This is a genomic window from Pseudomonas sp. PP3, from assembly GCF_905336995.1.
Taxonomy (GTDB): Bacteria; Pseudomonadota; Gammaproteobacteria; order Pseudomonadales; family Pseudomonadaceae; genus Aquipseudomonas; species Aquipseudomonas reinekei.
Map to the genome: position 1 here is coordinate 5,556,646 of NZ_HG995459.1, position 23,914 is coordinate 5,580,559.

General features: G+C 59.5%; 19 protein-coding genes and 1 pseudogene. 5 read left to right on the forward strand and 15 right to left on the reverse strand.

Annotated features, from left to right (window positions below):
* Positions 1 to 2: 2 nt before the first annotated feature.
* The 4 genes and pseudogenes from KHO07_RS25280 to KHO07_RS25295 all read right to left on the reverse strand — a co-directional run.
* A complete protein-coding gene (locus tag KHO07_RS25280) occupies positions 3 to 3,626 on the reverse strand; it encodes a tetratricopeptide repeat protein (RefSeq protein ID WP_212625836.1) in 3,624 nt (1,207 codons plus the stop codon).
* Positions 3,604 to 6,417, reverse strand: a complete 2,814-nt coding sequence (locus tag KHO07_RS25285; protein ID WP_212625837.1) for a bifunctional glycoside hydrolase 114/ polysaccharide deacetylase family protein — start codon at positions 6,415 to 6,417, stop codon at positions 3,604 to 3,606. Before KHO07_RS25285 ends, KHO07_RS25280 begins: the two co-directional genes overlap by 23 nt.
* A 63-nt stretch (positions 6,418 to 6,480) precedes the next feature.
* Positions 6,481 to 7,413, reverse strand: a complete 933-nt coding sequence (locus KHO07_RS25290) for an NAD-dependent epimerase/dehydratase family protein (RefSeq protein ID WP_212625838.1) — start codon at positions 7,411 to 7,413, stop codon at positions 6,481 to 6,483.
* Positions 7,414 to 8,063: 650 nt separating this feature from the next.
* A pseudogene (locus KHO07_RS25295) lies at positions 8,064 to 8,543 on the reverse strand (hypothetical protein); the annotation flags it as partial.
* Between the two features lie 223 nt (positions 8,544 to 8,766).
* On the opposite strand from KHO07_RS25295, the gene rimJ reads away from it, so the two are divergent.
* Together rimJ and KHO07_RS25305 are read left to right on the forward strand one after the other, a co-directional pair.
* On the forward strand, positions 8,767 to 9,354 hold the full coding sequence (gene rimJ / locus KHO07_RS25300) for a ribosomal protein S5-alanine N-acetyltransferase (protein WP_212625839.1): 588 nt from the start codon (positions 8,767 to 8,769) through the stop codon (positions 9,352 to 9,354).
* A 293-nt stretch (positions 9,355 to 9,647) separates the two neighbouring features.
* Entirely contained in the window at positions 9,648 to 11,567 is a 1,920-nt protein-coding gene (locus KHO07_RS25305) for a methyl-accepting chemotaxis protein (RefSeq protein ID WP_150731749.1), read from the forward strand.
* A gap of 59 nt (positions 11,568 to 11,626) precedes the next feature.
* On the opposite strand, the gene KHO07_RS25310 is transcribed toward KHO07_RS25305, so the two are convergent.
* The 10 genes from KHO07_RS25310 to KHO07_RS25355 all read right to left on the reverse strand — a co-directional run bounded on the left by KHO07_RS25310 (position 11,627) and on the right by KHO07_RS25355 (position 21,140).
* On the reverse strand, positions 11,627 to 11,932 hold the full coding sequence (locus tag KHO07_RS25310) for an XRE family transcriptional regulator (protein ID WP_150732444.1): 306 nt from the start codon (positions 11,930 to 11,932) through the stop codon (positions 11,627 to 11,629).
* On the reverse strand, positions 11,925 to 12,290 hold the full coding sequence (locus KHO07_RS25315) for a type II toxin-antitoxin system RelE/ParE family toxin (protein ID WP_150731748.1): 366 nt from the start codon (positions 12,288 to 12,290) through the stop codon (positions 11,925 to 11,927). Before KHO07_RS25315 ends, KHO07_RS25310 begins: the two co-directional genes overlap by 8 nt.
* A gap of 247 nt (positions 12,291 to 12,537) precedes the next feature.
* Positions 12,538 to 12,906: a glyoxalase superfamily protein gene (locus tag KHO07_RS25320; RefSeq protein ID WP_075949529.1), complete on the reverse strand. Its 369-nt coding sequence runs from the start codon at positions 12,904 to 12,906 to the stop codon at positions 12,538 to 12,540.
* A 122-nt stretch (positions 12,907 to 13,028) separates the two neighbouring features.
* A complete protein-coding gene (locus KHO07_RS25325; protein WP_212625840.1) occupies positions 13,029 to 14,483 on the reverse strand; it encodes a D-aminoacylase in 1,455 nt (484 codons plus the stop codon).
* Position 14,484: 1 nt separating this feature from the next.
* Positions 14,485 to 15,345, reverse strand: a complete 861-nt coding sequence (locus KHO07_RS25330) for a MurR/RpiR family transcriptional regulator (protein ID WP_150731746.1) — start codon at positions 15,343 to 15,345, stop codon at positions 14,485 to 14,487.
* Between the two features lie 15 nt (positions 15,346 to 15,360).
* The gene (locus KHO07_RS25335) at positions 15,361 to 16,710 is read right to left on the reverse strand and encodes a gluconate:H+ symporter (protein WP_150731745.1); all 1,350 of its coding nucleotides are present in this window, start codon (positions 16,708 to 16,710) and stop codon (positions 15,361 to 15,363) included.
* Positions 16,711 to 16,894: 184 nt separating this feature from the next.
* Positions 16,895 to 18,340, reverse strand: a complete 1,446-nt coding sequence (locus KHO07_RS25340) for a SulP family inorganic anion transporter (RefSeq protein ID WP_150731744.1) — start codon at positions 18,338 to 18,340, stop codon at positions 16,895 to 16,897.
* 209 nt (positions 18,341 to 18,549) lie between these two features.
* A complete protein-coding gene (locus tag KHO07_RS25345; RefSeq protein WP_212625841.1) occupies positions 18,550 to 19,443 on the reverse strand; it encodes an NAD-dependent epimerase/dehydratase family protein in 894 nt (297 codons plus the stop codon).
* A 103-nt stretch (positions 19,444 to 19,546) separates the two neighbouring features.
* On the reverse strand, positions 19,547 to 20,458 hold the full coding sequence (locus KHO07_RS25350) for a LysR family transcriptional regulator (protein WP_212625842.1): 912 nt from the start codon (positions 20,456 to 20,458) through the stop codon (positions 19,547 to 19,549).
* Between the two features lie 91 nt (positions 20,459 to 20,549).
* Complete coding sequence (locus tag KHO07_RS25355) at positions 20,550 to 21,140, reverse strand: NAD(P)H-dependent oxidoreductase (RefSeq protein WP_150731741.1); 591 nt, start codon at positions 21,138 to 21,140, stop codon at positions 20,550 to 20,552.
* A 164-nt stretch (positions 21,141 to 21,304) separates the two neighbouring features.
* On the opposite strand from KHO07_RS25355, the gene KHO07_RS25360 reads away from it, so the two are divergent.
* Entirely contained in the window at positions 21,305 to 21,619 is a 315-nt protein-coding gene (locus tag KHO07_RS25360; protein WP_150705273.1) for a putative quinol monooxygenase, read from the forward strand.
* Here KHO07_RS25360 and KHO07_RS25365 read toward each other — a convergent pair.
* Complete coding sequence (locus KHO07_RS25365; protein WP_212625843.1) at positions 21,609 to 22,373, reverse strand: sulfite exporter TauE/SafE family protein; 765 nt, start codon at positions 22,371 to 22,373, stop codon at positions 21,609 to 21,611. The two genes, KHO07_RS25360 and KHO07_RS25365, sit on opposite strands and share 11 nt — an antisense overlap.
* A 134-nt stretch (positions 22,374 to 22,507) precedes the next feature.
* Between KHO07_RS25365 and KHO07_RS25370 the strand changes: the two genes are divergently transcribed.
* Positions 22,508 to 23,401 carry a LysR substrate-binding domain-containing protein gene (locus KHO07_RS25370; RefSeq protein WP_212625844.1) on the forward strand — a complete coding sequence of 298 codons (894 nt, stop codon included), beginning with the start codon at positions 22,508 to 22,510 and terminating at the stop codon, positions 23,399 to 23,401.
* Between the two features lie 106 nt (positions 23,402 to 23,507).
* On the forward strand, positions 23,508 to 23,852 hold the full coding sequence (locus tag KHO07_RS25375) for a cupin domain-containing protein (RefSeq protein WP_007988984.1): 345 nt from the start codon (positions 23,508 to 23,510) through the stop codon (positions 23,850 to 23,852).
* Positions 23,853 to 23,914 lie beyond the last annotated feature (62 nt).

Here is a 23,914-nt window from a genome sequence, read left to right on the forward strand (position 1 = left end):
GATCAGCGTCCGAAACGCACGCCGTAGCTCACGCCCAGTGTTCCACCGGCCTTGCCGTCCCCGCCTTGTGGCGCGGATTGGTAGCCGAAGGTCAGGGCCAGTTCGTCATCACCCAGCACTTCAACGCCGATCCCGGTATTGATGCCGTAGTTAAAGGTTTGATCGGTCCATTGCCAGCCTGCCGTCAGGTCCACCAGCCAGGTGTACTGCGGTTTGGTCCGCACCAGTGCGCCAGGTATGCCGCGACGCCAGGAACTGCCGAAATACAGTTGGCCATAGCGGCTTTGCAGCAAGTCGCTGGCGGTGACGGTCTCGATATCCAGTGGATTGATCGGATCGGGCTCACCGGTATCCGGGTCGAACGTCTGCTCAGGCGCGGCCCTGATGACCGGCCCGCCAAAGTTGCTGGACAGATAATCCAGATTTTTGTCCTTGACCCGGTTCTTCTGGTAATCGACACCGCTGCGCACGGTCCAGTTGGGACCGGCGAATTCCAGCGTGTGGTTGTACTCCATTTTCAGCGCGTGACCATCGCCCAGATCGTCCCCGGCACGGGTGGAAAACGACCGCTGTGCGACTTCCCAACTGAACTGATCGCGGGCCGTCAGGCTGTGACGCCCGCCCAGATACACGCGGTCCTGTTGGCCGAAGGCGCGCATCAAACCGCTGTCTTCGTTCTTGCGATGCCAATCAACTCCGGTTTCCAGTTCATCGCTCACGCCCAACTGCCAGGTCCGGGACAGGCCCAGGCCGTTGCGGTCGTCATCGTCGCGCTGGCTGGTATCGGCAAACAGTTTGTAGCTGCCGTTATCCACTGCACGTTGCAGTGTCAGGGCGGCATTACGCTCTTCGCCGATTTTCGATGATTCGATTTCGTCACCGCTGTAGTCGCCCTGTTCCAGCTCAAGATCGGCGTACCACTTATCGCCCAGGTTGTGCGCGATTTGCAGACGCGGCGCGTTGAACTCGATCCCGCCGAAATCCTGCTCTTGCCACGACAACTGCGCGCCTTGCGGCGTGCGCTCGTGGATTTCCACGGCCTGGCGACGCAGCTGTTCGCGCACCGCTTCCGGCTGCTCGTCACCGAGCGCTGTCAGGCTGGTGTCGAGGGCTTCGTTCAGGCGACCCAGGCGATTGAGCGCCTGAGCCCGTTGCGCAGGGTTCAAGTCGCTACGGGCCAGCAAGGTTTCGACTTGCGACTTGTTACGGCTACGCAGGGCTTCCTGAATCTGCTCGTAGCGTTCGACCTTCAAGCCATGGCTACGTGCCCACGCCAGCCAATCATCCTTTTGCGATTCCGAATTGGTGGTATCGAGGCGCGCCAGCAAGCGTTCGAACCACATTTGCAACATCGCCGGCGAACCGTCCTTCCACCTCAACAACTCGTGCTGCGCCTTTTTCGGCGAGTAACTGCTGGTCATCAGGCGCAGCCAGACAGCGTAACGCTGCGACGAGGGCTTTATGTCCTCACCTTCCGGGCTGCGCAGCAGCTTCAGGCGCAATCGCTGGGCTGCATCCTCATAACCGGCGCTTTCCAATGCGTCGGCATAGGCCGCCCGCACCAGCCAGTCCTGCGGACTGCTTTTGAGGTACATGCGATACCAGGCGAGTGCTTCTGCGTCGCGGCCCAGCAACTGGCTGGCACTGGCGAACGGCAGCCACAGCAGTCGGTCCTGGCGTGCATCATCGCGCCACTGGGTCATCAGAGGCTTGAGTTTCGCGGTGTTCGCCTGGTCAACGTAGAACCACACCAGTCGCTCACGGAACAAGTTGTCAGTGGGGTAACGCGACAAGCCCAGTTGATACAGGCGCTCTGCCTCATCGGCATTCCCCTGCGTGGCCGCCAGTGCACCCCGCATCGCCAGCACCTGGGCTTGATCATAGGCATCCGGATATTGCTCGGCATCCTTAAGCAGCGATGCCACCCGCGACCAGTCGTCCAACTCCTGGGCTTGCTGCAACGCCTCGACCAGACGTTGCGGATCCCGGGTGCGCTCCCAGCTGCCAATCGTCAACTTCAAGGCGCGTTGAGGATCGCGAGTGCGATACATGGTGATCAGCTGGCTCTCGTCGCCACTGGTCAACTTGCCATTGATCGCAAGCAGTTTTTCCAGCGAAACCCGTAAATCCTCATCGCGCTCCAGCTCCCAGGCCAAGGACGCACGGGCGTGCCAGTAATTCTCATCGTCGATGGTCTTGTCATCGTCCTGAACCACCTGCCATGCGGATTTGTTATCGAACAATTTCAGGTAGGTGTTGGCCCAGTCGACCTGCTCGGTGGTATTGAGCTTGAAGCGTTTGGCATAGCTCTCATAAACCTTGGTCTTGCTCTCGAACTGCCCGGTGTTTTCCAGGTTCTGCAACAAACGCGTCCACGCCAGGCGATGCGACGGGTACTTGCGCAAGTACTTGCGGAACCAGGCTTCGGCCTCATTCGGCGTGCCCCGCGATTCATGACCGTAGTTCAGTGCATCGAGTTCGATGTCAGTCAGCGCACGCTGATCCATGATCTCTTCGAGCAACGGGATCGAACGATCGAAATCAAATTGCTGACTCCCCAGACGCCACGCGTGCTCGCGCAGCTTCGGGTCTTCGCGCAACCTCAGCAGACTGATCCAGTAGGTCAACGCGGCCTCGTTCTCTCCACGCCATTCACCCAGCAGAGCCATTTGCTCAAGCAACGCCTGATCCTGGGGGTGGTCGATCACCAATTGCTGACCGGTTTCCCAGGCACCCGCCAGGTCGCCGATGGCCAGTCGCACATGGAAAGCCTTCAACGGGATTTGCGGGTTATCCGGTTGCAAGATCTGCCACTGCTTGAGCACTTGCTGTGCCAGCTCAAAACGCTTGTTCGCTACCGCGACATCAACGCCCTGTTCCAGCCAGGCAATATCGGTTTGCGGATTGGTCAGCTGCGGTAGTTCATCGGCAAGCACCTGTGCGGCCTGGTCACCACGACCGGCGGACAGCAGGCTGTCAAAAGCCAGCTTTGCAAATTCGCGACGCTCGGCGCCTACCTGGGCTTCTCTTTTGAGCTGCTGATAAATATCAGCTGCACGCCCAGGCTGCTCACCTGCCATATACCACTGGGCGGCAGATCTCAACGATTCGGTACGCAACTTCGGTTCACGGTTGGCAATTTCTTCGAAGACGCCAGCGGCGAACGCCGGGGCCTGCAACTCCAGCGCAAGCTTGGCCAGGGTCTGCAACTGCGGCGTCGGCAACTTGCGGTGATCGAAGGTTTTCATCCGCTCAACCAATGCCTGCTGAGCAATCAGGTCGTTGCTGCTCTCGGCAACCAATGCGTCAAGCTGCAAACGATAAAAAGCCTGAATCTCGGCCTTCGGATGCGGCCAGGCCTCCAGGTGCCGCCGCGCCTTGTCGTACTCACCCAGACGAATCAGCAAATCGATCAGTTGCATACGCAAGTGATCGTCGTCCGGGTGGGCCGCCAGCAGCAACTCGGCATAGTTGGCCGAGACCGCATCCGGCTCACGGCCATCGGGCTGGAATACTTCTTCACGCTGGAAGGTCGCCCACAGCAGACCTCCCACGGCAACCGCCACCACCGCCAATGCCCATGGGTTGAGCAGGCGGCTTTTTTTAGTTGCAGAGGAGCTGACCATTACTCACCTGCTTCATTGGTAATTGAAAAGTCCAAAGGCCCGCAGACCCCTTGCCTGCAAAACGCTGTCCATCCACTTCGACCCGGCAGGCACTCGCCGAGCGTACCGAGAAGGTCAGATCAAACTGCCCGGCAAACGAAAAACTCACGCGTTTATCATCCAGGTACTGCCAACTCAGCAGAGGCAAATTCGCATCCTCCAATGCCGGGCGGCTATCCCGATCAGGTCGCAGCACCAACAGTGCCCGATCGCTGCTCAGGGCCACATAGCGGCCTTGCGGTATATCTCGAACACCGGCAATGCCTTGCGATCGCAGCAAATCCGGCCAGCCCATTTGCGGGTCCAGGCGCACGGTGCGCAATGCATCCATGCCGCGAATCTGCCAATTGCCATCGGCGGTCCGCGCCAGGCTGGCCTGGTACAAGCCATGCAATCGATCGATGTAGTCGCTCATCCACAGCGACATCGGATTCTGCTCACGCATGTAGCCGTAGATCTCGTGCATGGCCTTGATCGAGGCTTGCTTGGTGCTTGAGTAGAAGTGGTAGTAAAGGTGCAGGCCCCGCAGACGCTTTGGGCTGTCAGTCAGTTCAAAGGTCTCGATCAATTCGCGGAAGCCGTAGTAGGGGCCGTGCCACAGGTTGGTGTAGAGGTTCTCGTTGATGATCGGCGCGTAGTACTGCAAACCGCCCTCGGTAGGGCGCAGTAACGGGTTCAACCCGGTCAGCGACGGATCGGCCTTGGTCATCATCGTTTCCGCGCCGTTGACGTTTTTCAGACCGGCATCGTAGGCAATCTTCAGCGTCGACGCCGAAGGCAGGGCATCACCTGGCCAGAACACCATTTTCACCGGTTTTTCCGGGGTGGTGAGCTGCTGGTTGATGTAGTCGCGCGAACCGACAACCTCGCGCTGGAAATCAATTTTGTCGTAGCCCGGAATCGCCATGTTCAAGCCATATTCCGGTTTGAAGTTCTCACGCTTCCTGGCCTTGTCCGGCTGCATGAAAAACGGATGGCTGAAGGTGTGAGTGGCCACTTCGACTTTCGGGTTGGCGAAGATCTCGCGGGCGATGGGCTCCAGCTCACGTGCCAGGTGCGGGAACATGCCGCGCGGCGAAATCTCACCCTCGACGATCGACACCGACGTCAGGAACGGGTTGGGCTTGATGTAGTCGTCCAGCGTGTGACGACCGGCGTACGGAGTGCCACGCACTTCGGCGCGGGATGGAAAACCATCGCCATCGATATGTACGGTGGCGATTCGACGGCCGTTTTCCGTGGTGGTGTCAGGGCGTGGTTGCTCAGGCAGACGCAGGCTTGCCTTGAGGAAGGCGAAGGGATCGAGAATCCAGCGACTGCGCTCGTTGTTCACCTCAAGAAGGTAAGGCGCCAGCGCCAGACCGCCCCAATCGCCAATGACGACCGGATTAAAAGTTTCGCCTGCGGCATTGCTCAGCGAGAGTGCCGGTGTCGGCCCCTTGGGCAATACCGAAACCGCCGTCAGATCACGGGATCGGGGCTGCACCGGTGCTTCAAAAGCGCCGACCAGCGCCTTGTCTTGATGAGTAACGGTCAGGGTTTGGGTACCCGGCGGAGCTTCGCGGGTCAGGCCCATGCGCTTGAGCAGAACCCGGTCTTCAATCGGCAGGCCGGAGAAAAAAACCACCGGCACGTGCTCGTCCAGACGCGCGCTAATGAAGCGGTTGAACGCTGCAGCATCTTGCGGCGAACCGCTGGTCATCCACGTAATCACCCCGGCATACAAGCCACTGAAGCGATATTCCGGCATGGAGCTGTTGGCAGGCAGGTAGTCGACGCGATACCCGAGGTATTCGAGCAGCCCCCCGAGATAGGTATGACCGGCATTATCAGCCAGGTCACCCTCGCGCGGGTCGTAAACCAACGCTACACGTCGCGGCTGCACTTCGATGTTGCTGATACCCATCGAATTCAGGTCTGGGGTGCTGATAAAAGGAATGAAACCTTCATCGCGCAAACGCTTGGCCAGCTTGCGGGCCTCCTCACGTCGTTCCGGTGGCAAATAGTCGATCGCCACCAGTGGAATGCCCTTGGCACGCAACGGTTGCAGCTGGCCCAGCAGCCATTGGCGGTCCGCCTCCGGCACGGGTCGATATCGCTTGGCGGCTGCATCCCAACCGGCATACAGCGACTCGAAAGCTACCGCTGCCGCCACGCCGTCGAGCTCCGGCAGCACTTCAAAGCCACGATTGAAAAACAGTTTCAGCTTTGGCTGCTGCTTGTGCAGTTCCCGCAGAAAACTGGCAAGGCCGGCACGCTGTGCTTCACGTGATGCTTCCGGCAGTAGAGTGAAACTGTCGAGGGTATCGAGAAAAAGTCCGCCATAACCCTGGGCTTGCAGCTGCTTGGCACGCCCGAGCAAATGTTCGCGCCAGGCCGGTGCCGTGAGGTCCATGACCTGGCTGTTCCACGAATCGTTTCGCACCGGAGAGACAGCCTTGTCCAGGCCGGCCTTGGTGATGTCAGCCTTTGAGCCGTCGAACTCTCCCACAGACACATAGGCAAACGGTTCACTGCCCAGCTTGCGCAACGTTTTGACATCGCTCGCCGTCATGTGCCCCGGCTCGACAACTGCCCAGTCGAACTGGGCCAGTTCAGAGATCGGCGGCTCATCGGCATACCAGAAGGTCACGCTGGAAGGAGGGGTCAACACCGCGGCTTGTACGGCAGGTCCACTCACACATAGCGCCATAGCGGCTAGCAGTCGCTTGGCGACCGAGCGGACACGCGTCCTGCGAAAAACGATTTCCATAACTCACTCTTGAAATGACGGAATTCAGTACTGCTTGAACGTCGGGCAGTAAAACCGACCGAGTTACAAACTGCGGATGAGTTGCGCTAGACCGTTGCCGATGGAAGTCGGTTCCGGAAGCTTGAAGCGCTCAAGCAGGCGGGCATTATTGGCGCGCGAATGGCGTATGTCGCCTTGACGTGGCGCCTGATTATTCACCGTCAGAGGATTGCCGGTGGCGGCCCCCAGTTCAGCGATCAAATCATTGAGGCTGGTGGAACGGCTCAGACCGACGTTCACCGCCCCGGGACGCGGCTCGGTGGTCTCCACGGCTTGCAGCAGAATGCTCACCAGGTCCAGGACGTAAACGAAGTCGCGGGTCTGCTCGCCATCACCGAAAATCGACACCGGCTGCTGCTTCAGCGCTCGCTCGGTGAAAATGCTGATCACCCCGGAGTACGGCGAGGACGGATCCTGACGCGGGCCAAAGATGTTGAAGAAGCGCAGGATCACCGGCTCCAGGCCGTGCTCGCGGCGATAGAAATCCAGGTAGTGCTCGCTGGACAACTTGTCGCTGGCATAGGGCGTGAGCGGCGATTTTGGCGTGTCTTCGTCGATGGCCGAACCTTCGCCGTTGTTGCCATAGATGGCAGCACTGGAGGCAAACACGACGCGCTTGATCCCGGCCTTCAGCATGTTTTCGCAAACGTTGAGGGTACCGACGAAATTGGCTTGATGCGTACCGACTGGATCGTCCACCGACGCTTGCACCGAAGCCACTGCCGCCAAATGTACGACGGCGCTGCAATCGCGCATGGCCTGGGCCACGGCGGCGCTGTCTGCGACATCGCCGATAACCAGGTTCAGATTGGCGTTGTCCATTGGCAAATTACTGACTTTGCCGGTGGACAAGTTATCCAGAACACGGACTTTATAACCCTTGGCCAGCAACGCTTCGACAAGGTGCGACCCAATGAATCCCGCTCCGCCAGTGACCAGTACGCGCTCAACGAACATGAAATTTCTTCCTGAATATTCAAGCGGATACTCGTTCAAGAGGCCGCTGACGGTGTGGGCATTTGTCATCGTATTGCGGTTGCGAACAATGGGGAACTGCCCAGTCACCACCGACATTTTTATGGCGCTAAGCCATCAAAACGCGGCTGATAATGGGAGATCAAACTGGCACTGTCAATAGCTTGTCTATTTTGCCGCCACGCGGCACGCAATAGTGATTATCCGTCACTTTATTGACGCCCAAAATGGATCCATTTTGAGCGAAATAGGCGCCATGCCTTCCTGGTCATTGACGTCCCCCCTCTTCCACAATGGCACATCGGCGGCATCCATCGAAGTCTCTGGGAGCATCATTTCAGTCACATTATAAAAATGAGTCAAATGTGATCAGCATTCCACTCGCGCAAAATTAGCCCTGAGCGCATCCAGATCGTCGCCTCTCGCCACTGTCACACTCATCGGTCGACAGATGAACTTTTCTTCACCCCGCCTCCAAGCCACACCCTGTACATTTGCCTCGCTCATTCAAGAAACTACGGTTTGCCCGCCCTCCCGCGGGCTTTTTTTTTGTTTGTGCGTACCTTAAAGCTGGCAAGAAACCACGGTGCCGCTGCTGCTGGTAACGTCGCTCAGGCAAATGGGATTGGTTCATGGTCGGTGGTGTCGAAGAACACGCGCACCGGCTTATGCCCTTCGGGCAAGGTATCCAGCGCCTGTAACCAGCCGGCTTGCAGCGCCTTGGCCCGCAACGCCGGCTTGAGTCGCTTGCCGTGTTCGTCCTGCATCGAGACCTTGATCGGGCGGCGCAGGTAACCGAGCACCGGCGCGGCGTCAAACTCTTTGACCTGGTGCTGGGCCCAGCGGATGGGTAGCCACGGCGAGGGTTGGAATTCTCCGGGGCCGCGGTTGCTGATGGTTTGCCAGAGGGTGGGGAGTTGGGATCGCCAGTAGGTGGTGGACATGGTGCTCGGGGGGATTGAGAGTTTGGCTCCCTTGGCGCGCCCTTGAGCTTCATACCATTTCAAAAATGCTTTATCACGATCCCAGTAAAAGGCCCATAACTTGCCCAGATCGGTGTTTTTGTTCTGATTGTCCTCAGCCTCATGGGTGGCATAACGGCGGATGTACCGAGGTGAACTTGATCAAGCGCCGGTTCTGTGGCGAGAATATTTTTGTTAGTTCCATTAACAAGCTTCCTGCGGCATAAACGGCCAGAGCTCGATCAATGAGCCATGCCTTGGTGGTGCTCAAGCACAGGAATCAAGACGTCCAGGAAATAGTTTGTATGTAGGACGCGTCTTTTTTTACGGAAACTCCCCCCACGAAAATTGTGCACGCAAACTGGAGCACAACATGGCGATCTTCACCCTGCCCTGCAAACGCCTGAACCTGGCCGTCCTCAGCCCGAGCCAGGCAGCGTTGGAAAGCGACTTCTACCTGCGAAACCAGACACACCTGGCGCCGTGGTCACCGATCCGTGCAGACGATTACTACAGCCCGGAAAAAATCCGTTCGCGCCTCGCGCAGCAAGCCATGGCGTTTGATGAAGGCTATGCGGTGCATTTCGCCGTGCTCGATCGCGACAGCGGGCAGATGATCGGCGCGTGCAATTTCAGCGGGATCGTTCGCGGCGCTTTCCAGGCCTGCTATCTGGGCTATCACATCGACCACGCCCATCAGGGCCAAGGCCTGATGCATGAAGCCGTGGACGCAGGTATCCGCTACATGTTCGAAACGCTGAACCTGCACCGGATCATGGCCAACTACATCCCCGGCAACGAACGCAGTGCACGGTTGCTGGAGCGGCTGGGGTTTGAACGTGAAGGCTATGCCAAGGCGTATCTGAACATTGATGGACGATGGCAGGATCACGTGCTGACGGCGCGGGTCAGCACGGTCTGGGAAGATCCGGATCGGCAATGGTCGCGCAGCCTGGATTAACTCATGTCTGTTCCGGGTCGCCCCTGCAGCAGGACTGAGCCTGCTCGCGATGACCTCGGCTCAGTCGATAATGATCTCGCCTGATCGACCGGCCTCCCCAGCCGCGCCCGCCCCTAAAAAGCCAGCGCCAGGGACCTTGTTGAACATGCACCTTCACAATCCCTCGACAAAATCCTTTCAGCTCTCGCGATCACTGCCGATACAGACCTTCTACACCGCATGCTGGCCCCCAAAAACAACAATCTTCCAGCCAACCGACGATCGAGAAACACTACGTTCCTGGAGGAATTTTGATGAATAGCTGGTTCGGCAATATCAGCGTGAACCTGAAACTGGGCCTGGGGTTTGGCCTGGTACTGGCCTTGACCTGCGTCCTCGCCCTGACCGGCTGGACCAGCCTGGGCAGCCTGATTGACCGCAGCAACTGGATGAGTGACATCACCCGGCTCAACGCGGGCCTGACCAAGCTGCGGGTGGTGCGCCTGCAATACATGCTGGCCAACGGCGACGAAACCACCGCTCAAAACGTGCAAACCACCCTCGAAGCGTTTTCCGCTCAACAGCAAGCGTTGCTGGTGAAATTCAAGAGCCCGGAAAATCTCAAACTGCTCAGGGAGCAAGGCACTGTCATCGATGCCTACAAGACATCCCTGAACAAAATGCGTGGCGCTTATCGCGCTGGCAACAGCGCCCGCGACGTCATGACCGTCAGTGCCGAAACGGCCAATACGCTGATCAACGACATCAACACCCGCGTACAGCAAATGCCGCTGAGCGACCAACGCTTCGAACAGTTCCAGGCCATCACCGCCGCCAAGGAAGCGTTCCTCCTGGCCCGCTACGAAGTGCGTGGCTACACCGCCGCCGCCAACGCCGAGACCGAGCAAAAAGCTGCCACCCAACTTGATTCCGCGATCGCCAGCGTGAAGTCGCTCAATGGGCACTTCGCTGATGAGCAGCCAGACGCCCTGCGTCAATTGGAATCCGCGTTGGGCAGCTACCGCGGCGCCTTGCAAGCCTACAAAACCGCGAACAGCGATGTGGTGCAGGCACGCAAGGAAATGACGGACCAAGGTGCAGCCATCGTCAGCCTGAGCGAGCAGCTGTACCAGATCCAGCTCGACCGTCGCGACGCCGAAAGCGCCAATGCCCGCACCCTGCAACTGGTCAGCACGCTGCTGGCATTGTTGGTGGGCATCATTGCCGCCGTACTTATTACCCGGCAGATCACCGGTCCATTGCGCGACACCCTGGCGGTGGTTGATCGCATCGCCAGCGGCGACCTGTCCCAGGACGTCAAGGTCACCCGCCGCGATGAACTCGGCGTATTGCAACAGGGCATCGCGCGCATGGGCGTGACCCTGCGCGATTTGATCAGCGGCATCCGCGACGGCGTCACTCAGATTGCCAGCGCTGCCGAAGAATTGTCGGCCGTCACCGAGCAAACCAGTGCCGGGGTCAACAGCCAGAAAATCGAGACCGATCAGGTCGCCACCGCGATGCACGAGATGACCGCCACCGTGCAGGAAGTCGCGCGCAATGCCGAGCAAGCCTCGCAAGCCGCCGCGGCGGCGGACGGTGAAGCCCGTGAAGGTGACAAGGTGGTTGGCGAAGCGATCGCGCAGATCGAACGCCTGGCCAGCGAAGTGGTGCGTTCCACCGAAGCCATGAGTGTGCTGCAACAGGAAAGCGACAAGATCGGCAGCGTCATGGACGTGATCAAGGCCGTGGCCGAACAGACCAACCTGCTGGCACTCAACGCAGCGATTGAAGCGGCGCGCGCCGGTGAAGCCGGACGTGGTTTCGCCGTGGTGGCCGACGAAGTCCGTGGCCTGGCCCAGCGCACGCAAAAATCCACCGAAGAAATCGAAGGCCTGGTGGCCGGTTTGCAAAACGGTACCCAGCAAGTGGCGGCGGTGATGAACAACAGCCGCACACTTACCGACAGCAGCGTCGCCCTGACCCGCAAAGCGGGTGCCTCACTGGAAAGCATCACCCGCACGGTGTCCAACATCCAGTCGATGAACCAGCAGATCGCCGCTGCTGCCGAACAACAAAGTGCCGTGGCCGAAGAAATCAGCCGCAGCATCATCAACGTGCGCGACGTCTCGGAACAGACTGCAGCGGCCAGCGACGAGACAGCGGCGTCCAGCGTTGAACTGGCGCGGTTGGGCAATCAGTTGCAACAGATGGTGAGTCACTTCCGCGTATAACTCGTATACGCCGCCAACTCGAACAGAAGCCCTTTGAATAAAGGGCTTCTGTGTTTTTTTCAGTTGGAAAAGTTATCGATCTTTACCTGACCTTCAGGAAAGGTCGCGATAATTTCCAGTTCGCCACCCATGGCGCGGATGTAGTTACGCAATGTACTGATGTACATGTCGGTGCGTCGTTCCATTTTGGATATGGCCGCCTGATTGACGTGTAACGCTTTGGCTAGCGATTCCTGGCTCAACTCCTGGGCTTTACGCAGCTCATGCAGGGGCATCTCTTTCAGGTGCTGTTGGAACAGACGCTCAGCATCAGCACGAGATTCCGGCGACATGCGAGCCTGAAGTTCAGCAAATTTTTTAGCCATCATTTCGGCCCTCTTTACGCAGTGTTTCCAAGTGTTCGTCGTACAGCTTTTCTGCAAACGGGACATTTTCGTGGTACCAGCGGTCCTGACCGGTTTTATCGCCACCGATCAACAATAACGCGCATCGACGCGGATCAAACGCGTATAGCACGCGATAAGGACGCCCCGCGTGCTGCACCCTCAGTTCTCGGAGGTTTCCATGCCGCGAGCCTTTGATATCGCTGCTTTGAGGAAAACCCAAGCCAGGCCCGAAGAGTTCCAGCAGGTCAACGCTGGCCGATATAGACGCCTGCTCCTTTTCATCTAGGCCAACCCACCACCCGCCAAATTCATCCGTGTATTCAACGTCCCATTTCATACGAATATGCCACCTGCGGAATATAACCTCAAGGGAATAACTGTATGAGCTTCTACGGGCGTTCCACCACCCTGATCCTCCATGGAATTGTTAATGGCGTGTCTGGGGATAATAGAGTGCGGGAAGTGGTGGCGGAGTTAATGAGGGCGTTGCGGGGGAATTAGCTGGCCCTGTGCGAGGCCGAAGTGGACGTGAGTCCGATCATTCCCACGCTCTCGCGCGGGAATGATCAATAGCTATCTAAAGCTCAAACACTGATCGCATTGGTAAACACCAACCGATTGCCAAACGGATCGGTCACGGTCATGTCCTGGCTGCCCCAGGGCATGGCCTGGATTTGAGGGCGGGCGAAGGTGTATTCCTTGGCCAGTAGCTGCTGCTGGAACGCTTCCAGCTCATCGGTCTCGATGCGCAGGGCCGAGCCCGGTGTTGCGTCGCCGTGGTGTTCGGAGAGGTGCAGCACGCATTCGCCGCGGGAGACTTGCAGGTACAACGGGAAGTTGGCTTCAAAGCGGTGCTGCCAGTCGATCTTGAATCCGAGGAAGTCGACGTAGAATTCAACGGCCTTGATTTCATCGAAGATCCGCAGGATCGGGGTGGTTTTGCCGAAGCTCATCGAGTTGCTCCCAGACAGAAATGGCCCACAGTGTAGCCGGGCTGTACGTCAGCAATTCGGCTTGATGATGGCTTTCTTTAATCTCAATGTGCCATCACTGTGACGCACTGCTCGAAATGACGCTAAAACCCTTCGCGCAAGTCCCCTTCCCGCGCCAGAAACCGTCCCTCACGGCGCCCGTTCGCCTGACCGTCCTGATAACTCAGCACGCCGTTGACCCACACCCCCTCAATGCCTTCGGCCGCCCGCTGCGGATCATTAAAGTCCGCCACGTCGCGAATCGTCGCCGGGTCGAACAGCACCAGGTCCGCCCAGTGGCCCTCACGAATCTCACCGCGCGCCTTCAAGCCGAATCGCGCCGCCGACAGCCCGGTCATTTTGTGCACGGCGGTGTGCAGCGGGAACAGACCTACATCGCGACTGAAGTGTCCGAGCACACGCGGGAACGCGCCCCACAAACGAGGGTGCGGAAACGGGTCTTCAGGCAGGCCGTCGGAGCCGACCATCGACAGCGGATGGGCGAGGATCCTGCGCACATCAGCCTCGTCCATTCCGTAGTACACCGCCCCCGCCGGTTGCAGTTGGCGGGCGGCATCGAGCAACGACAGGTCCCACTCGGCGGCGATGTCCATCAGGTCTCGCCCGCCCATTTCCGGGTGCGGTGTCGACCAGGTAATGGTGATGCGATGGGCATCGGTGACTTGCTTGAGGTCCAGCGTCGAAGAGCTCGCTGCATAGGGATAGCAATCGCAGCCCACCGGATGGTTTTTTGCCGCGTGTTCGAGTGACGCAAGCAGTTGCGGACTGCGCCCCCAGTTGCCGGCGCCGGCACATTTGAGGTGGGAAATGATCACCGGCGATTTCGCGTGGCGGCCGATCTGGAATGCCTCGTCCATGGCCTCCAGCACTGGTTCGAATTCACTGCGCAAATGGGTGGTGTACACCGCACCGAACGCTGTCAGCTCTTCGGTCAATTGCATGACCTCGTCAGTGGTGGCCGAGTTCGCGCTGGCGTACGCAAGACCAGTGGACAAACCCAACGCACCGGCCTCCAGGCTCTCGCGCAGTTGCTCGCGCATCGCGACGATTTCATCGGGCGTTGCAGTGCGAAACAGGTCGTCAAGGTGATTGCTGCGCAACGCGGTATGCCCGACCAATGCAGCAACGTTCAACGTGGTATTCGCGGCCTCGACCGCTGTGCGGTAGTCACGGAATGTCGGATAGACAAACGCAGCCGCGTTGCCGAGCAGGTTCATCGGGTCCGGCGGATCACCGCGCAAATTCACCGGCGAAGCACTGATCCCGCAGTTGCCGACGATCACCGTGGTCACGCCCTGGCTGAGCTTGGGCAGCATCTGCGGTTGGCGGATCACCACCGTGTCATCGTGGGTGTGCACGTCGATAAAACCAGGCGCCAGTACCTTCCCCGCCGCGTCAATTTCTTCGCAGGCATGGGCGTCGTGCAAGTCGCCGATGCGCTCGATGCGGCCGTTCAGGATTGCCACGTCAGCCGGGTAACCGGGGCTGTTGCTGCCGTCGATGATCAGTGCATTGCGGATCAGCGTGTCGTACGTCATGTCAGTCTCCCAGCGGCAAGTGATCGTCGCCGCCGCGGTAGTCGTCGAGGGCGAGTTTGATCCGCCGCAAACGCTCTTGATTGTCTTGAGGATTGGCCAGTGCGAGTTCGGTGGCAAGCACGTCGATGGCCAGCAGCATGCCGTAGCGCGCCGCTGTGGGTTTGTAGATGAATGAGGTTTCGGCGCTTTGAAGCGGCAGGACGATGTCGGCCAGTTGTGCCAACGGCGAGTCGCCGCGGGTGATCGCGAGGATGCGTGCGCCATAGTTGCGCGCCAGTTCCACCGTCTCCACCAACTCCGGGGTGATCCCGGTCAGCGAACAAACGACCACCACATGATCAGTACTGAGACTGGCCGCCGTGACGCGCATCATCACCGCGTCGTGGCATACCGCAATCGGATAACCGAGGCGCACCAGGCGCACTTGTAGCTCATCGCTGCACAGGGTCGAGCAGCCGCCCATGCCGAACGCGTGAATCATTCGCGCCTTGCCCAACAGTTTCACGGCATCAGCAAAACGCGACTCTTCAAAGGCCGACAAGTGCTGGCGCAACGTCGATTCGATATCACCGACGATCTGCCCGTAGAACGCCGACTGATCCGGTGTCCCCGCCGGGTCGAGAAACCGGCTGCCGACGCCGTTGGCCTGGGCCAGTTGCAAGCGCAGGTCACGCAAGTCCTTGCAGCCGACCGTGCGGGCGAACCGTGACAGTGTGGCGGTGCTCACCTCCGCCCGCAGCGCCAGCTCATCGAGGCTGGCGGACGCGGCAAATCCTACGTCGTCGAGCATCAGCCGAGCGATGCGACCTTCACCGGCACTGAAGGAATCCTGACGGGCGCGGATCTGGTAGAGGATGTCCATGGCGGGCGACTCCGGTTAAATCAGGTAAGAAAGGCCAACGGTCAGACCGAAAGCGACGAGCGAGATCAACGTCTCAAGTACCGTCCAGGTCTTGAAGGTCTGAGTGACCGTCATGTTGAAGTATTCCTTGATCAACCAGAAGCCACCGTCGTTGACGTGGGAGAAAATCACCGAGCCGGCGCCGGTCGCCAGCACCAGCAATTCCGGATGCGGATAACCCAGGCCAATAGCCACTGGCGCAACCACGCCCGAGGCTGTGGTCATGGCCACGGTGGCCGAGCCGGTGGCGATGCGCATCAGCGCCGCAAACAGCCAGCCCATCAACAGCGGGGACAAATGAAATTCGTGGGCCAGGCCGACGATCTGGTCGGTGACGCCGGCGTCCACCAGAATCCGGTTCAGGCCGCCACCGGCACCCACCAGCAGTGTAATGCTCGCGGTGGGTGCCAGACATTCGTTGGTGAACTTGAGGATCGATTCACGGTTGAAGCCCTGGGCCAGGCCGAGGGTCCAGAAACTCAGCAAGGTCGCCAGCAACAGCGCGATCACCGAGTTGCCGATGAACAGCAGGAACTGGTTGAAACCTGTACCCGGCGTCGAAATCAGGTTGGCCCAGCCGCCGATCAGCATCAGCACCACCGGCAACAGAATGGTCGCCATGGTAATGCCGAAACCCGGCAGGCGGTCACGCGGTTCGCGTTCGAGGAACTGGCGCTCCAGCGGGTTTTCCGCGGGCAGTTGAATGCGCGGCACGATGAACCTGGCGTACAGCGGGCCGGCGATGATCGCCGTCGGAATGCCGATCGCAATGGCGTAGAGCAACGTCTGCCCCACCGATGCCTGATACACCTGCACCGCCAGCATCGCCGCCGGGTGCGGAGGCACCAGCGCGTGCACCACCGAAAGCCCGGCAACCATCGGCAAGCCGACCATCAGGATCGACACGCCGACCCGCCGCGCCACGGTGAACGCAATCGGCACCAGCAACACAAAACCGACTTCAAAGAACAGCGGCAACCCCACCAGGAACGCGATACAGACCATCGCCCAATGCGCGTTCTTCTCGCCGAAGCGGTCGATCAAGGTCCGCGCCACCTGCTCGGCGCCGCCGGACTCGGCCATCATCTTGCCGAGCATCGTGCCCAGCGCCACCACCAGCGCGATGTGCCCCAGGGTCTTGCCGACCCCGGCCTCATACGCCCCCACCACGCCCGACGGCGGCATGCCTGCCACCAGCGCCAGGCCGATGGAAATCAGGGTGATGACAATGAACGGATTGAGCCGGTAACGGGCGATCAGAACGATCAAAGCAATGATGGCGATGGCGGCATACACCAGCAGCCAATAGCCGAAGGACAGGGTCATGCGGTACTCCTCGAGAGGGTCACGTCGAAATATTTGTGAAAGTCTTAAAACATTTCGAGAGGTGATTATCAAACGAGGTGAAAGTAATTTTCGTACAGAGGCAAGAGATGTCGCTGACAGATATGTCTTGTCGCGAATAATGAAAATCGGGCAGGTGAATTTTCATCCCCTGCCCGGTCGAGGTTCAGTCGTGGTGAACCCGGGCGCGTCGGAGCAATTTCTTGCAACGCTCGGACAAATGCAGCACCCGCAGGTGCTTGCCGGCTTTGCTGTAGCGCTCGCGCAGGGTGTCGAGCGCGGCGATGGCGGAATAGTCGACGAAACTCAGATGGCGACAATCGAGCGTCACCTGAGCCGGGTCGTTGGCCGGATCGAATTGGTTGAGAAACGGCGTGGTCGAGGCGAAGAACAAGGTGCCGTGCACCCGGTATAGCTTGCTCCCGTCGTTTTCCAGATGACTGTCGGCGTACAACTGTCGAGCCTGTTGCCAGGCGAAATTCAGCGCCGCGATGATGATGCCGCACAGCACCGCGGTGGCCAGGTCGGTGAACACGGTAATCACCGTCACGGCGATGATCACCAGCGCATCGTTGAGCGGGACCTTGTTCATCACTCGCAGCGAGGCCCAGGCGAAGGTCTGTTGCGACACCACGAACATCACCCCGACCAGCGCCGCCAACGGAATGCGCTCGATCAGCGGTGACAGGAACAGGATGAACAACAGGATCGACACACCGGCTACAACGCCGGATAAGCGCCCGCGCCCACCAGAGCTGAGGTTGATCACTGTCTGGCCGATCATCGCGCAACCGCCCATGCCGCCGAACGCACCAGAGACCATGTTCGCCGCGCCCAGGGCCACGCATTCGCGATCCGGATAGCCACGGCTTTCGGTGATTTCATCGGTCAGGTTCAGCGTCAACAGGGTTTCCAGCAGCCCCACCAGCGCCATCAGGATCGCGTACGGCGCGATGATCCGCAGGGTTTCCAGATTCCATGGAATATCCGGCAAGGCCAGCGTCGGCAGGCCGCCAGCGATGTGCGCCATGTCACCGAGGGTACGGGTTGGCAGACCCAGCAGATAAACCGCCAGGCCTACACCCAGAATCGCCACCAGCGCCGGCGGCACCGTGCGTGTCAGCCGCGGCAGCACATAGACAACGGTCATGGTCACGGCGACCAGACCGATCATCATGTACAGCGGCGTGCCGCTGAGCCAGCGCTCGCCGCTCTTGAAATGCTCCAGTTGCGCCAGCGCGATGATGATCGCCAGGCCGTTGACGAAACCGAGCATCACCGGGTGCGGCACCATGCGTACCAGCTTCCCGAGTTTGAGCAAGCCGAAAGCCATCATGATCAACCCGCCCAGCAATACCGTGGCCAGCAGGTACTGCACCCCGTGTTGCACCACCAGCGCGACGATCACCACGGCCATCGATCCGGCAGCACCGGACACCATGCCCGGGCGCCCGCCGAACAGCGCCGTGAGCGTACAGATGATGAACGCTCCATAGAGCCCCATCAGCGGATTGAGATGGGCCACCAGCGCGAAAGCGATGCACTCGGGCAGCAGGGCGAAAGACGTGGTGAGTCCGGCCAGGATGTCGGCGCGTAGACGTATTGGTTTCATGGAGGACCGCATGCAGGGGAAGCAGGAAAAGAGTTTGCGGATGTTACGGAATCGAGCGCGGTCCGGCCAGTTTATGCAATTTCAGAAACGCCTTCGCGAGCAGGCTCGCTCCCATATTTGATCTTTGTGGGGCACAGATGTGTGCACGACGAAGATTCCCTGTGGGAGCGAGCCTGCTCGCGAAGGCAGCAACTCGGTCTAAAGCGAACTCACACCATCTCGCTGCGAATCCACTCCACCACCGAAGTCCGCTTCGGCGCCCAACCCAACACTTCCCGCGCATGCTTGCCGCGAACCCGACTGTTGGAGCCCAGGCCATAGTTGGCCATCTCGTAACCCCACTCGGCTTCGGCATCCTTGAGTGGCCAATCCTGTGGTTCACCCAGATCCAGCGCTTGCGCCATGGCCGTGGTCATGTCGATGAACGACGCTTCACCGCTTTCAACAAAGTAGAACGTACCCGGTACATTTTTGCTCAGCGCCAGCAGGTACAAGGCAACCACGTCTTCGATGTGCACGTTGGACCAGATGTTCTGTCCCGTGCCCACGTGACGCACCACACCACTTTTACGCGCCTGCTTGAGCAAACGCGGCAGCTGCACACTGTCGCGATTGACGCCCAGGCTGTGGCCGTAGATCAGGGTGTTGCAGATCACCGCCGAATTTACCCCGTCCTTCGCGGCGGCGAGGATCAGGTTGTCGATGGCCACGCGTGCAGCCTTGTCGACGGTGGGCTCCGGCAGATTGTCTTCGAAGTAGATGACCTCGCTGGACTTGCCGCCCGAAGCATCGCCGACAATGCTCGAGCCACTGGTGTGCAGGAACACTTTGTTGGAGCCGCGCAAGGCATCGAGCAAGGCTTCGACTGCGCCACGATGGTCGCTGCTGGCGGCGTTGATGACGGCGTCGGCGGCTCGGGCCTGGTCAGCGAGAAGTGCGCTGTCGTCAAGCGTGCCAATGACAGGCGTGATGCCCAGCGCTTTCAGTTCATCCGCCTGTTCGGCATTGCGCACCAGGCCCGTGACGCTTTGACCTGCCTTGATCAGGCCGGTGGCGATGGAACCACCGATAAAACCCGCTGCACCGGTAACGAATACGTTCATGGAGAAACTCCCTGCGTGGATAAGTGATGCAACGAGTATCAAGCAGTGTTTCTTGACGAAAAATCCCCGCTGACCCAATTCACTCTTGCGCAGTAATCACGAATCAGTCGTTGAAATCGTCGGTGGCGTACAGCGCCAGTTTGCTCTGGATAAAGTCCAGAAAGCACTGAATCCGCAAGGCCAGTTGCGAGTTACGGTAGTACACGGCGTTGATCGGCTGGCGATAACCGCTGTTGAACTCCGCCAGCAGCACCTTCAATCGTCCGGCGCGAATGTCTTCGATGGTCATGTAGTGCGACAGGCTGGCGATGCCCTGCCCTTCCAGCGCCAGGTGGCGGATGGTTTCGCCGCTGGAGGCGCTGAGCGACGCCTGGATCGGCCAGCGATCGCCGTGCACGTAACGTAGCGGCCATTGGTTGAGGCCCTCGTTCTGGGTGAAGCCCAGCAGCGTGTGTCCGGACAGATCAGCCACCGCCGTCGGCGTGCCGTGCTTTTCCAGATACCCAGGGCTTGCGACGATGTGCAACGGGCTGCAACCCAGTGAGCGGGCGTGCAGGGTCGAGTCGGCCAACGTGCCGATGCGAATGGCGATGTCGGTACTTTGCTCCAGCAAATCGATGATCAGGTCGTTGCTGTTGAGCTCAAGCTGGATGTCGGGGTAGAGCCGTCGAAACTCGTCGATGTGCGGCACGATGGCGTGCAGCATGAACGGCGAGGCAGCGTTGATGCGCAGGCGCCCGGACGGCGTCTGCTGGCGTGAGGTCAAGCGCTCTTCGAGCTCGTCCATCTGATCGAGAATCAGCTTGGCGTGCTCGAAGAAATACTTGCCCTCTTCGGTCAGATCCATGCGCCGCGTGGTGCGATTGATCAACGTTGTCTCGAGCTTGGCCTCCAGCCGCGACAGCGTACGGCTTACCGCCGACGGCGTTTGCCCGACCTGCTCGGCCGCCGCGGAAATCGATCCGCACTCAATCACGCAGACGAAAATCTGCAACTCATCGGATCTGGCTTTCACGAGTGTTCCTTATCGATAGTCCTATAAACCGGTGTCGATGCTCCCTCGCCACAGGTCAGTACCGGCTTCAGATATCGATAGTAGCGGAGCCTCAGGCCTTCAGGCCAAACACCTCAGCCAAATGCTGCTCATAACGCGCCACGTCACCTTCGATGTTCGGACGTTTCATCACGTCCACACTGAGGAAAGTTGGCAACCCGGTCATGCCCAGGAACTCGTTGGCCTTGTGGAACGGGAAGTACACCGCGTCCACGCCTTTGCCCTCGAAGAAGTCAGTCGGGTCGTCGAAGGCTTGCTGAGGGGCGTTCCAGGTCAGCGACAGCATGTACTGCTTGCCGTGAACCAAGCCACCGCTGCCGTACTTCTGCGAAGAATCGGAACGCGTGCGGCCGTCGCTGGCGTACAGGCTGCCATGACCTTCGGTAAAGACTTCGTCGATGTACTTCTTCACGGTCCACGGCGCGCCCATCCACCAGCCGGGCATCTGGTAAATGATCACGTCGGCCCAAAGGAATTTGGCCACTTCTTCAGCCACGTCGTAACCCTCGTCGATGAACGTGGTTTTCACGTCCACGCCACCACGGTCCAGCACGCTCAACGCGGCTTCATGCAGGGTGGTGTTGTAACGGCCATCGGAGTGGGCAAATTTTTTGCCGCCATTGAGTAACAGAACTTTTTTCATGAGGGGCTCTCGAGAAGGTCAGGAATTGGATGGCGGCAGAGTAACGATCTGCCTCGCGCGAAATAAGCACCCAATTGGCAAAATACATTTGACCTAAACGCACGAATCATCAGGCAATTGTTGCCTTAGACTGGCGCGGTTTCTGACCCGAGGAGCTTTTTTTCATGAGTGATATGCAAGGTTTCATCCTGCACGCCAAGACCCGCCCGGAAAAATCCGATGCCTTCGAAGCGTTTTTCAGCGGCTACGTAGAAGCCAGTCGTGCCGAGCCTGGCTGTATCGAGTACCACATGCTGCGCGACAAACAGGACCCGACACTGTTTATCTTCTACGAAATCTGGCAGTCCCAGGCCCACCTCGACGTGCACTCGAATCTGCCGCACATGAAGCAATTTCTCGAACAACGCGACGAGTACCTGGAGCGTGATTTCGAGATCCGCGCCATCGAGATGATCAGCCCGTCATCCGCTAGCCGCTGATCAACAAATGGCCACCGAGCAATCCGAGGCCAACGAAAAATACGCGTTTGAACACCGTGGCACTGATCCGCTGGCGCAGCCATTGCCCGAGCAACATGCCGAGCACCGCCGGGATCAGCGCCAGCATCGACGCACTCAACTCGCCCCCGCCCAAAGCCCCGCGCCATAGCAGCCCGCCGGCCAGGGCGAGAGTCGAGACGGTGAACGACAGGCCCAAAGCCTGCACCAGTTCATCCTTGTTCAAGCCCAGCGCCTGCAAATAAGGCACCGCCGGAATCACGAACACACCAGTAGCCGAGGTGATGACGCCGGTGATCACGCCGCAGAGCGGGCCGAGCCAGCGCTCGCTGCGACGCCCCACTCGCCGGGTCGGCAGAAACAAACCGCTCAAGGCATAGAGCATCAGTGCCGCCCCCAATCCTCGCACCATCCAGTGCCCACCGGTCATGCCGATCCATAACGTGCCCGCACCGGTGCCAAGAAAAATCGCCAACAACATCGGCCACAACCGTTTGAGCAGCACCGACAGATGCCCACCGAATGCTAATTGCCAGACGTTGGTCAGGGTCGCCGGGATGATCAACAGCGCCGCAGCTTGCGACGGAGCCATAGCCAGACCGAGCAGGCCCATGGCCACGGTCGGCAGGCCGAGGCCGATCACCCCCTTGATCATGCCGGCCAGCAGGAAGGTGGTGATGACCAGCAATGAAAGGGCCAGACCGAGGTTTTGGTAGAACGTGGCGAGCGTATTCATGGGGCTATGGTGAGCCCGGATTGGACGGTTGAAAATCTGCCATATACTGAGTGAGCCTCTTGTCTATACAGAGGCTGGTATATTCGTTGTGGCTAATGACGCCTTCCCAGACGACACTTATAAATGGGCTGACGATGCACTTCGACTTGACCGACCTGCGCCTCTACCTGAACATCCTCGACAGCGGCAATATCACCGCCGGCGCCGCGCGCAGCCATCTGTCCCTGGCAGCCGCGAGCGCACGAATCCGCGCGATGGAAGCGTCACTGGGCACAGACTTCCTGCAACGCGGCCGTCGCGGCGTCACGCCGACGCCCGCCGGCAAGGCCCTCGCCCAACACGCCCGCGTCCTGCTGCAACAGGCCGAACGCCTGCAACAGGACCTGGCCGAATACGCCAACGGCGTCAAAGGCCAGGTCCGATTGCTTTGCAACACCACGGCCATCACCGAGTACCTGCCGGAGTTGCTCGCCGACTTCCTGCGCGAGCACCCCAATCTCGATATCGACCTGCAGGAACTGCCCAGCGCCCGCATCACCCACGCGCTACGCCAGGGCGCGGCGGACCTCGGCATTGTCTCCGACGCGGTGGATACCACTGACTTGCAGACCCAAGCGTTTCGCGATGATCCATTGGTGCTGATCATGCCCCACGATCATCCACTGGCTCACGCGACCTCAGTGAGCTTCGCCGACACGCTGCATCACGATTACGTCGGCCTGAACGCCAACAGCGCGCTGGCGGTGTACCTCGAGGAACAGGCGTTGCACGCGGGGTCACGCATGCAAATCCGCATCCGCGCCGATGGTTTCGATGGCGTGATGCGCATGGTCGCCCGTGGCGCGGGCCTGGCAATCGTCCCGCTGGCGGCCGTCGAGCGCGGATCACGCGGGCTGCCCTTCAAAAGCCTCGCCCTGCAGGAACCCTGGGGCCAGCGCAAACTGCTGCTCTGCGCCGGGGACTTCGCCGCACTCCCCGGCTATGCCAAGTCACTGCTGCACGCATTGACGCTCCCCCTGAGTCTTTGAGCGCGATGCGTTTCTGGACAGCTCAATGTCGAGTACAGACAACTGAATAACGAACGGGCGCTATAGGGTGCGACTTCAGTTCCAGTACCCACTGCCCGGAGTCATCATGACCGCACCGATTACCGTTCTTCGCGACACTCACCCGCTGCCCGTGCTCGACGCCTGCAAATGGGAAAAACTCGAAGGCGACCCGCACACCGTCAACCTCAACGCCTACACCAGTGAAGACGGCAGCAAGATCATGGGCACCTGGATCTGCACGCCGGGCAAGTGGTACGTCGAGTACGTGAAGTGGGAGTACTGCCATTTCCAGGAAGGCTACTGCGTCATCACCCCCGAAGGCATGGCGCCCATCCACCTGCGCGCCGGTGACATTTTCGTCATCGAACCTGGGATGAAAGGCACGTGGGAAGTGGTGGAAACCGTGCGCAAGTATTTCGTGTTTGCCTGATACAAAAAAACCGGGAGATCACCCGACGTGATGTCCCGGTAAATGTATTGAGAGAAAATGCG